This window comes from Corynebacterium antarcticum (assembly GCF_016595285.2).
Taxonomy (GTDB): Bacteria; Actinomycetota; Actinomycetes; order Mycobacteriales; family Mycobacteriaceae; genus Corynebacterium; species Corynebacterium antarcticum.
On the sequence record NZ_JAENIP020000004.1, the window covers coordinates 346,685 to 357,195 of the forward strand.

The window sequence follows — 10,511 nt, forward strand, 5'->3', positions numbered from 1 at the left end:
TGAAGTAGACCGACCGGTTGGTTTATCGGGCTTGGTTGTCGCGGCTGCGATGACGCCCACATCCTTCCTGCGCTCGTCAGCGGTGTCCGGCCCCCGCCCCGCTGCACAGACGCAGGCGGCGGGACCCGGCGCATGTCGGACCCCGGGTCAGACCCGTCACCTCAACAATACCCCGGCCACAATCAGCCGGGGTACGGGCCCGCACAAAAGTGGCCGACACCCGGTTTCACGGGTGTCGGCCACTTCTCGGACGTCAGCAGACTGGAGGGCTACTTACGGATCGCCTGGACGATCGACAGCAGAATGACTGCACCGACGAGGCAGGTGAGGAAGCTGAATATCCAGCCGCCACCCTGCACACCCACGAGGGTGAGCAGCCAGCCACCGATGAGACCGCCGACGACACCGACGACGATGTTGAGGAGCAGACCCTGCTGGGCATCGGTTCCCTTGATCTTGGAAGCGATCCAGCCGGCGAGCCCGCCGATGATGATCCAGCCGAGGAAAGAAAGACCGGGCATTGTAATCTCCTTAGTTTTCAGTTCTGTGATCTGCGGGACCCGTCCGGTGGCCGAAGCCCGGTAACTGCGTCGGACCCGGAAACTGCACCGGCACAGGAACCGCAATGATGAACACCATTTAACATATGTGCCCACCGCCCCCGGGTAAACCTGGGACAGCCGTTGGCGCCAAAGTGTGTTGCTACTGCAACCCCAGCGTTACCTGCCCCCCGGGGGGCGTCAGGAAAAGTGAAGCCCGACGGTGTCGATGAGGGTCCCCACCGACACCGCGACTGAACGGTCAGTCCTCGGTCTGCCCACGGACCACCATCATGGGACAGGGCGCCGACTGGAGGAGTGCCCGGGATGTCGAACCGAGCAGCATCCCCTTGAATCCGCCCCGACCGTGGGAACCCACGACCAGAAGCTGTGCCCCCTGCGCGGCATCCGACAGCGCACGGACCGGACGGTCCCGCGTGACCAGTTTCCTGACCGTCACATCGGGATACTCCGCCGTGAAACCGGCGAGCCGCTCCGCGAGAAGAACCTCCTGCTCCTTCTCGATCGTCGCCCACTGCTCCTGCGTCGCGGACAGTCCGGCGAGGGAGGCCTGCACCTGCATGTCCATCCACGTGTGCACGGCGATGAGTTCCGCACCCCGCGCCGAGGCCTCGGCGAACGCGTACTCGACGGCCTTCTGGGATGTACCGGACCCGTCGACACCCACGACCACCGGGCCATACCGGGTGTCGTCCCGGACCCCGGAGTCCTCGCGGACGACGACGACGGGGCAGCTGGCGTGGCTCACCACAGCCGCCGACACCGAGCCCATGACCATGCCGCTCAGACCCCCGAGACCACGGGAGCCCATCACGATCATCGTCACCGAGGGCGACATCTCCAGCAGCATGTCGATCGGGCTGCCCTCCGCCACCACGTGGCCGATCTTCAGGGAGGGGGCGAGATCATGGGCGATGGCGCGCGCCTCGTCGACCTTCTCCATCGTCTCCGCCTGGAGTTCATCGAAGATGGACTGCGGTGGAACCATGCCCTCGGCGTAGAGGAACTGGGGCATGGTGTAGCTCGCCGCGAGGCGCAGGGGAACACCGCGCTTATCCGCGGTGTTCGCGGCCCACCGGACCGCCACTTTCGACGCCTCTGAACCATCCACCGCAACAACGACGATGTCCTCGCGCCGCGTGTTCCTGCCATTGGTGTGCTGGGTCATCCCGATCACGACCTTTCCCGCCGGACCACATCCGGCCTCTGTCCGGTGCCCGTATCGTGCACCATTTCCATCCCCCAGCCTACCCGCGCGTCACCTCCGGGGGCGGGGGTGAAATGCCCGTCACACGCCCCCACCGTTCCGCCTGGCCCACTCCTCACCGACGATCCCCAGCGAGTGGAGGCGAATCATCGGATCATGCGCGTAGGTCACCGTGACGATCTCGTCGAGTTCCAGTGCAGCGGCCCAGTCGCTGAGCTGATCCACGACCTCGACGGCTGTCCCGCACGCGGTCACACGGAGCGAATGGTCGACGCGGGAACGCAGGATCGGGTGCAGCTCCGCGGTGTCCCCGGGCGCGACGAGCGTTCCCCTCCGGCCGGTCAGGACCCCGGCGAACGAGTGCCGCAGAGTGAGCAACTGGCGCCGGGCCTCCGCCGTCGTGTCGGCCGCCATGACATTCACCGCGGCGCTGACCCACGGTTCCGGCACCTGGGAGGTGGGGGCGTCCGGGTTGAAGTTCTCCCGGTAGACGGCGAGCGCCTCGTGCAGTTGATCGGGCGCGAAGTGGCTGGCGAAGGAGAAGGGGAGTCCCAGTTCCGCGGCGGCGCGGGCGCCACCCGTCGATGATCCCAGGACGAAGAGCCGCACTCCGGCACCACGACCGATGACGGCGGTCTCTCCCGGAGCCCCCGTGGCCGGCCCGAGATAGCCGTGGAGTTCGGTCACGTCCCGGATGAAGTCCACGAGATCCGCGGAGCCCCGGCGCAACCGCTCCGCGGTACGTGGGTCGGTGCCGGGCGCACGACCGAGTCCGCAGTCGATCCGTCCCGGGTACATGACCGCCAGGGTGCCCAGATCCTCGGCGATCTTCAGCGGTGCATGGTTGGGCAGCATGATCCCCCCGGAGCCCACCCGGATCGTGTCCGTCGCCGCCGCGACGGCCCCCATGAGAACAGTCGTCGCGGAGCAGGCGAGGGCGGGAGAATTGTGGTGCTCGGCCAACCAGTAGCGCCGGTAGCCGTGTCCTTCGGCGACCTTCGCGGCGGAGCATGCTGCCCGTATCGCCTCTACCGGACCGGATCCCTCGGACACGGGGACGAGATCCAGAACGGAGAGAGCCGGCGATCGGTGGAGCATCCGGGCGGCCGATGCCTACGCGGCGTCCGCGGTCTCGGGGAGACGGGCGGCGTCGGCGTTGGCCGGGTAGAGGAAGTTGTAGACGGCCCGCAGCACGTCGCCGATGATTCTGCCGATTCCGTGGCTGAAGAAATCAGCCACCTGAGCCATGAGAGTATTAATGTCCATGGGCCACAGGATAGTACAGCGCCGCCGTCGACAGGCACCCCTACCGATCCGCGACGGCCTCAACCCGTCCCGTGCGCGACTGCCCGACGATGCGACGCCCCTGACGGCCCTCGAGTTCATCACGGAGCTCATCACCACTCAGACCCACCGGGCAACCGGGGATGACGCAGACGCCGTCCGCGCGCGTTTCGACGCCGGCGAGGTTGTCGATCCACAGGGCAGGCGACTTCCCCCGGACAGGGTGCTGAGCCCCGGCCAGGACGTCTGGTTCTACCGCACCCCAGCCCCCGAGACCCGCGTCCCCGGGGAGTGCCGGATCATCCACCACGACGAGCACCTTCTCGTCGTCGACAAGCCGCACTTCCTCGCGACGATGCCGCGTGGGCGCCACATCACCGAGACCGCCGTGGTCCGGCTCCGTCGGTCCACCGGAAATCCCGACCTCACCCCGGCCCACCGCCTCGACCGACTCACCGCCGGTGTTCTCGTGCTCACGTGCGACCCGGCCGTGCGCGGCGCCTACCAGCAGCTGTTCTCGTCCCGGGGGGTCCACAAGACCTACCGGGCCACAGCCACCCACCGCCCCGAACTGGCAGACGCCGTCGCCCGGGGTCCGGTCACGTGGGAGCACCGGATGAACAAGACCAGAGGACGGCTGCAGGCGTACCTCGAGGACGGGGAGCCGAACGCCCGGACGGTCCTGAGCGCGGTGAGACCCGTGTCCGACGCCGAGCAGGCGGCTCTCGAATCCGTCCACGGGCCACTCCCCAGACAGGCGTACTACACCCTCCACCCGGAGACCGGGCGCACCCACCAGCTCCGGTTGCACATGCTCACCGCAGGGGCACCGATCCTCGGGGACCCGCTCTACCCCGATGTTCTCCCCGAGACCGCGGAGGATTTCCACGTCCCCATGCACCTCACGGCGACCATCCTCGAATTCACCGATCCGATCAGCGGACGATCGCGCACATTCAGGGCCGCAACCGACTGAGTACCCTTCCACGACACTCCACCGACGGCCCTTAGCCGGGGTTTCCCCCAGGGGTTTTCCCTGTACCCTTCCGCAACGGCGGCGTCTAGGCTTGAGGATGAGCTCCAGAGAACAGGAAAGCGCAGCATATCAGCGCCTCAGGCGTGAAATCACCAAGGAGAGAACGTGAGCACTTCCACCGCCACCTCACCGGTAGATCCGGCACCGACCGACCTCCCTGCCGCCCGTGCGGAGAATCTGGTCAAGCGTTACGGTTCCGGGGACACCGTCGTCAACGCGCTCGACGGCGTCTCTGTCACACTCGAACGGGGTGAATTCACCGCGATCATGGGGCCCTCGGGCTCCGGCAAGTCGACCCTGATGCACTGCATGGCCGGGCTCGACGGTGTGACGGAGGGCGCCACGTTCATCGGTGACACGAATCTCGCGAACCTCCCCGACCGCCGGATCACCGCGCTCCGGCGTGACCGGCTCGGCTTCGTGTTCCAGTCCTTCAATCTCGTTCCCACCCTCACCGCGGCGGAGAACATCACCCTCCCCGTCGACATCGCCGGCGGTACCGTCGACAGCGCGTGGTTCGACGAGGTGACCAGGCGGCTCGGCCTGACGGAACGGCTCGATCACCGCCCGACCGAGCTGTCCGGCGGCCAGCAGCAGCGCGTCGCCGTCGCCCGCGCCCTGATCGGACGGCCCGAGATCATCTTCGGCGACGAACCCACCGGGAATCTCGACTCGAACTCCTCGTCCGAGGTCATGGACATTCTCCGGGCAGCGGTCGACGATCTCGACCAGACCGTGGTCATCGTCACCCATGACGCGAAAGCCGCGAGCTACGCCGACCGGGTGATCTTCCTCGCCGACGGGAGGATCGTCAACGAAATCACGGATCCCACCGCGGAGAGCATCCTCACCGTGATGGCCGACATCGAGAAGCTGTGAGCCGGCGATGAACACATCCACCCACACCGGTCTGCGCAAACCCATGCGGACGATCTCCCTCCGGACGATCGCCGCCCACAAACTCCGACTCGCACTGACGATTCTCGCCGTCGTCCTCGGGACGGCGTTCATCGCCGGCTCGTCGATGTTCACCGCGTCGCTGTCCAACAGCTTCGCCAAGATCATCTCGACCCAGTACGACGACGTCGACGTCGTGATCTCCAGCGAGCGCGGCGTCGGCCGCCAGATCAGCGTCGACGACGTCAAAAAGCTCCGTGAACGCGACGACTTCACGAGCGTTGACCTCATGGTCGAACCCGCGCCGATCATCCTGGCGGGGACCGACGGCAAAGCGATCCAGACGGGCGGGGCGCCATCCGTCGCACTCTCCTACGATCCCGACGCCGAGGCCACGGACACCGTCACGCTGCTCGACGGCGACTGGCCCACGGACACCGACACGGTGGCCGTCAACGCCAGCGCCGCGGAACGCGGCGACATCAGCGTCGGCGACAGTGTCACGGTGGTCACCCCATCCGACCAGTTCAAGGTCACCGTCGTCGGTACCTTCGACTTCCCGACGGCCACCGGCGGCTGGATCGGTGTCCTCCTGCCGGAGGATCAGTTCCTGCCGATCTACGCCCCGGACGGCAAGGTGAATTCGGCCTCCATTGTTCTCGCCGACGGCACCGACACCAATGCGGTGGTCGAGGAGCTCCGCTCCGAGTATCCCGACTACACCATCGATAACGCCCAGGTCCTCGTCGAACGGCAGACGGAGGAACTGAAGAAGGCGCTCAGCTTCATCAACTACTTCCTCTGGGCTTTCGCCGCGATCGCACTCCTCGTCGGTACGTTCATCATCTCGAACACCTTCGCCATGATCGTCGCGGAGCGGACCCGCGAGTTCGCGCTGCTCCGCAGCATCGGTGCCTCCCGCTCCCAGATCACCCGCTCGGTCATCGGGGAAGCCGTTGTCGTCGGCATCATCGGCTCTGCGCTGGGTATCGTCCTCGGCGTCGGTCTGTCCAAGGGACTGTTCTTCGCGCTGGAGAAGAAGGGAATCGGCCTGCCGGACAGCGGCCTGTCCCTGACTCCGACGACCCTCATCGTGCCGCTGGTGGTCGGTGCCATCGTCACCGTTGTCAGCGCCTGGGCCCCGGCCCGCCGCGCCGGATCGATCCACCCGGTCGAGGCGATGCGCAGTGGCGACAGTTCCTCACAGAACTCCCTGCGCGTCCGCACCGTCACCGGCGGCCTGATCGTGGCTGCCGGCACGGCGGCCTGCCTGTTCGGTGCGTTCACCACGAACATCGAGGAGATCAAGCACCGGCTGATCTTCGTCGGGGTCGGTGCGCTGGCCGTCATCATCGGTGTGTGGCTCATCGGCCCGGCACTGTCCATCCCGGTGGTGGGCGGTCTCGGACGTGTGATCGGCGCCCCATTCGGTGCCGTCGGCAAACTCGCCTCGACGAACTCCCGCCGCAGCCCGAGACGGACCTCGGCGACCGCTTTCGCACTGACCCTCGGTCTGATGATGGTGAGCTCGATCGGCATGCTGGGCGCGACGATGCGGCACAGCATCGAGAACATCATCGACGACGTGGTCGTCTCCGACTATCTGGTCACGGGGCAGAACACATCCACATTCAAGATCCCCTACTCCGTGGAGGACAGGATCGCGGGCCTCGACGAGGTCGGTGCGGCGCACAGCGTGTTCCTCGCCCCCCTCCTGGTCAACGGGGTCCCGATGTCCAAGTCCTTCGGCGGCCCTCCCCAGACCTCCGTGGCCGACCTCAACCTCGACGCCGGCGAAGGTATGAAGGTGACCATCAGCTCGGGTTCCGGCAACCTTCACGATGAGAAGGGCGTGATCCTCTACGACGAGATCGCGAAGAGTCTCGAACTCGGAGTCGGCGACAACGTCACCCTGTCGACGATCGACGGCTCCGGCAGCCTCGACGTCCCGGTCCTCGGTACCTACGAGGAGATGCAGGCCGGCGGGCCCGGCATCGTCAGTACCGCGGCGGCGAGGGAGCTCCTCCCGGTAGAGCAGATGAGCCTCGAGATGATCCTCGTCGACGCCGCCGACGGTGTGGCCAGCCAGGAGCTGGGCCGGGCTCTGGAGGACGCGATGGCGGAGTACCTCGTCGTCCAGGTCATGTCGAAGGAGAAGTACGCCGGTGCTCAGGCGAATCAGGTCGACCAGATGCTCGGCATCCTCTACGGGCTCCTCGGTCTCGCCGTGATCATCGCGGTACTCGGCATCATCAACACCCTGGCTCTCTCCGTCACCGAGCGTCGGCGGGAGATCGGTATGCTCCGGGCGCTCGGTACGCAACGGAGCCAGATCCGCAGGATGATCTACCTCGAGTCTGTGGTGATCGCCTTGTTCGGCGCGATCCTCGGCGCCGCGGTCGGACTCGGCCTCGGGTGGTGCTTCACCCGCACCATCGGTGAGGACGCCCTCGAGACGATCATCATTCCGTGGGGTCAGCTGGGTGTCATGCTTGTGGGTTCCGCGGTCGTCGGTGTGATCGCGGCCGTGTGGCCGGGACACCGCGCGGCGAAGACGAAACCACTGGACGCAATCAGCGATCGCTGACCGGTCCACAGCTCCGATGGGAACGGATCACCGGAGATGGAATCCGGTGGTCCGTTCCCTCTTCTCGTACTCCTGGTCATCCGGCACATCTGATCCTCCGGGACCGTGACACCCCCGCACCTAATCCGGCCCAACAGGTACGGGAGGCAATCCGGGAAGAAGAGTTGCCACGGGTCCCGGGGACCCGCCGATCTGCTCATACCCTCCGTCGGTCGAACGAGCGATGGAGGTGGTCTGCCTCCGACCAGCGGAGTCGCCCACCTGTCGACCAGCTGGGAGGGGCGTCGGCCGAACCTTCGGGAGGCTCAGCCAGTCACCGGCTAATCGGGACAGAGTGTCGGGGACGCTGTTGAACCTGCGCATCCGGTGTCGGTGACTGCCGTAGATGCTCTCGGGTGGGAGACGATTGTCCCCGCCCCACTCATCAGAATGATGAGGTGACATCCGGGTTGCTCGGTGGCACCGGGCTGGACAACGCGGTTTTCGGAGGTTCTCGCTTCCACTGGCGCAGCGGCACCGTGTCAGATGGCGGTTGGTCGGATTCGGGACTCAAAAGTAGCCGCCCCATGGTGCTTGTGTAGCTTTTATAGCTCACAGAAGTAGCATGAAGATACGTTTACTACACCTTGAGTGCAGTAAACGTATCTTCATCGCCACGTTTGCTGCTATGTTTACTGCATGCGCTTTTCCGAGGTTCAACCCATACTTGCCGCCTACTCCTACCTGCAGCATGGTCTGGTTACCTCTGCACAGGCCGCGAAGGAGGGGATCGACACTACGACGCTGACCCGTCTGGCGCAGCGGGATTTTCTGCGTCGCATCCGCCGGGGGGTCTATATCCTGTCCAGCGTCGCGGAGGATCCGCTCACTGAAATTCGGGCTGCGTGGTTGTCGACACGTCCAGCCGTACTGGCCGATGAACGTGTGAACGAGGGCAACCCGATCGTTGTTTCCCACGCCTCTGCGGTGAGCATGCTGGAATTGGGGGATATCACCCCCGCGTCGCATACGTTCACCTCGTCGAAACGCAAGCAATCCTCGGCCGCAGACATCACCCACCGCACCGCCGACCTGACCGATACGGACTGGATCGTTCTTGCGGGCATCCCCGTGACGACTGTCGCCCGAACGATCCACGACATGGCCAAAGATCATCTCGACGGGGACCAGCTATATCAGATCATCGCTGACGCGATCCACGATCATCGCCTCAACCCGTCTACGCTGGCCCGGGTATTGGAACCGTACGCCCTTCACTATGGCTGTGATTCGGGAGAAGCTCTGGTTTCGGAATCACTGCGTCGGTTCCCTGAGCATGAGAGTGTGACAGAGTCGATGGAATACACCCTGAAATCAGTGAATTTTCAATTGGGCGATAATTCAGCGATCGCCGCGGCGCTGGCTTCACTGGCGCAACAGGCTGGCGGGCTCCGGCTGGAGGCGGCGAAGGCACCGGGACCAGTGTCGCCACAGTTCCAGGATCCTCTGGCGAGAATAGGGGATTTGAAGAGCATTTTTGACAGCACTGTACTCGCACAACAGATGGCCACCATCGTTGATCTCGGCGAGCGGTACCGGCGCGCCTCCACAATGAAGTACGCAAATCCGCAGATGGGCTGCCTGGAACGGATACGCGACACCGGAGACTCTCCGGGGAAGGCGACCTCCGGCCTGAATCGGGGGAGCATCGAAACGTGCGATGACGCAGCAGACAGCGACAACGATCCCCGTCATGTCCGGGATGAGGACAGGAAATGAGTTCCACGAGCCCTACCGAGCTCGTCCGCAGGCGAACTCAGCTTATGGCGAACCTACGTAATGAAGCTCACAGGCAATCAGTGACCGCCGAGAATGTACAGCACCAGTTCGCCTTCGACATGTTCCTGTCCAGACTGTTCTCCCATGGCGACTGTCCGTGGGTTCTCAAGGGAGGAACGAGCCTTCTGCTGCGCATAGGTTCGGGCCGTCGCAGCCGTGACATCGATCTCGCCAGGCGGACGCAGACAGATCCTGGGACAGCCTTGAAAGAGCTGCGGTTACTGATCGATGATCCCGGTCCGACGGATCCCGACTTCCACTTCGAGTTGAAGGAACCGGTAAGGGACAACCGCGATCCGGGGGACTCCACTCGGGGGTCGTTCAAGGTTGTGCTCAATCTCGGGACTCTGCCGATCGTGTCGTTCAGCGTGGATATATCGACACAGCAGCACACGGATGCCCCCATTGAGAATGTCGAGTTGAACCCGGTGATCGACTACGAGGGCCTTCCTACGGGCACGGTCATTCGAATGGTCCCGGTCGAAAACGTCGCCGCCGACAAACTGTGTCTGCTACGAAGGTCACCGGAATGAACCGTCGACCCGATATCACGATCTGATTGATCTCGTTCGTATCGTCACCAGTCAACGCATGAATGCCGCGCTCCTGCGGGAGCTTATCGATAGCGAAGCCGGTGCCCGGGGACTGGCCCTCCCCAGCACAATGACCAGTTCCGGCGGCGGGTGGGAGCTGGCGTATCCGAAACAAGCCAGCAAAGCAGCTGAGTTTCCCGCAGAGTTCCACCGACTTGAAGCAGCACTCGAGGTTGTCGGAACCTGTCTCAATCCCATCCTGGGCCAGGAACCGGTGACAGGGATCTGGGATCCACAGAAACAGTCGTGGCTGGTCTAGGACGACTTCCATTCTACCCCACCGGCAAAGCCACCGGCTTCTGACTTCGGGCCCCCAACAACCGCGGATACAGATTTTGGGCACCATCGGAGCCCGAGACAATAGGATACGCCCTCGGGAAATCGGCGAAACCGGAGCTTCCAGCGCATGCCCGTGCTAACGGCTCGAGGTTGGCGCCCCTCCAGCCCCCGCTCCGGGACGAGACAGGCCTGAATCACGAAAAAGCGCCGGCCCGGGTCGACATTCCTGTCGGTCCGGGCCGGTGCTCGA

Annotated in this window: 10 protein-coding genes; 6 read left to right on the plus strand and 4 right to left on the minus strand. The window is 64.8% G+C overall.

Annotated elements, in window-relative coordinates; genetic code table 11:
- Positions 1 to 269 precede the first annotated feature (269 nt).
- The 4 genes from JIM95_RS11130 to JIM95_RS11145 all read right to left on the minus strand — a co-directional run bounded on the left by JIM95_RS11130 (position 270) and on the right by JIM95_RS11145 (position 3,033).
- The gene (locus tag JIM95_RS11130) at positions 270 to 521 is read right to left on the minus strand and encodes a GlsB/YeaQ/YmgE family stress response membrane protein (RefSeq protein WP_200256165.1); all 252 of its coding nucleotides are present in this window, start codon (positions 519 to 521) and stop codon (positions 270 to 272) included.
- Positions 522 to 801: 280 nt separating this feature from the next.
- Complete coding sequence (locus tag JIM95_RS11135) at positions 802 to 1,728, minus strand: universal stress protein (protein WP_200256163.1); 927 nt, start codon at positions 1,726 to 1,728, stop codon at positions 802 to 804.
- Between the two features lie 120 nt (positions 1,729 to 1,848).
- Complete coding sequence (locus JIM95_RS11140; RefSeq protein WP_200256161.1) at positions 1,849 to 2,865, minus strand: LLM class flavin-dependent oxidoreductase; 1,017 nt, start codon at positions 2,863 to 2,865, stop codon at positions 1,849 to 1,851.
- Positions 2,866 to 2,880: 15 nt separating this feature from the next.
- Positions 2,881 to 3,033, minus strand: a complete 153-nt coding sequence (locus JIM95_RS11145; RefSeq protein ID WP_200256159.1) for a hypothetical protein — start codon at positions 3,031 to 3,033, stop codon at positions 2,881 to 2,883.
- Between JIM95_RS11145 and JIM95_RS11150 the strand changes: the two genes are divergently transcribed.
- The 6 genes from JIM95_RS11150 (at position 3,032) to JIM95_RS11175 (ending at position 10,241) form a co-directional block, all read left to right on the plus strand.
- Entirely contained in the window at positions 3,032 to 4,027 is a 996-nt protein-coding gene (locus tag JIM95_RS11150) for a pseudouridine synthase (protein ID WP_234034379.1), read from the plus strand. The genes JIM95_RS11145 and JIM95_RS11150 overlap by 2 nt on opposite strands.
- A 165-nt stretch (positions 4,028 to 4,192) precedes the next feature.
- On the plus strand, positions 4,193 to 4,966 hold the full coding sequence (locus tag JIM95_RS11155) for an ABC transporter ATP-binding protein (RefSeq protein WP_200256155.1): 774 nt from the start codon (positions 4,193 to 4,195) through the stop codon (positions 4,964 to 4,966).
- A gap of 7 nt (positions 4,967 to 4,973) precedes the next feature.
- Positions 4,974 to 7,571 carry an ABC transporter permease gene (locus tag JIM95_RS11160; RefSeq protein WP_200256153.1) on the plus strand — a complete coding sequence of 866 codons (2,598 nt, stop codon included), beginning with the start codon at positions 4,974 to 4,976 and terminating at the stop codon, positions 7,569 to 7,571.
- 678 nt (positions 7,572 to 8,249) lie between these two features.
- Positions 8,250 to 9,329 (plus strand): type IV toxin-antitoxin system AbiEi family antitoxin domain-containing protein, encoded by a 1,080-nt coding sequence (locus JIM95_RS11165; RefSeq protein ID WP_200256151.1) that lies wholly within the window; start codon positions 8,250 to 8,252, stop codon positions 9,327 to 9,329.
- 80 nt (positions 9,330 to 9,409) lie between these two features.
- The gene (locus JIM95_RS11170; protein ID WP_200256150.1) at positions 9,410 to 9,922 is read left to right on the plus strand and encodes a nucleotidyl transferase AbiEii/AbiGii toxin family protein; all 513 of its coding nucleotides are present in this window, start codon (positions 9,410 to 9,412) and stop codon (positions 9,920 to 9,922) included.
- A gap of 58 nt (positions 9,923 to 9,980) precedes the next feature.
- Entirely contained in the window at positions 9,981 to 10,241 is a 261-nt protein-coding gene (locus JIM95_RS11175; protein ID WP_200256148.1) for a hypothetical protein, read from the plus strand.
- The last annotated feature ends 270 nt before the right edge of the window (positions 10,242 to 10,511 follow it).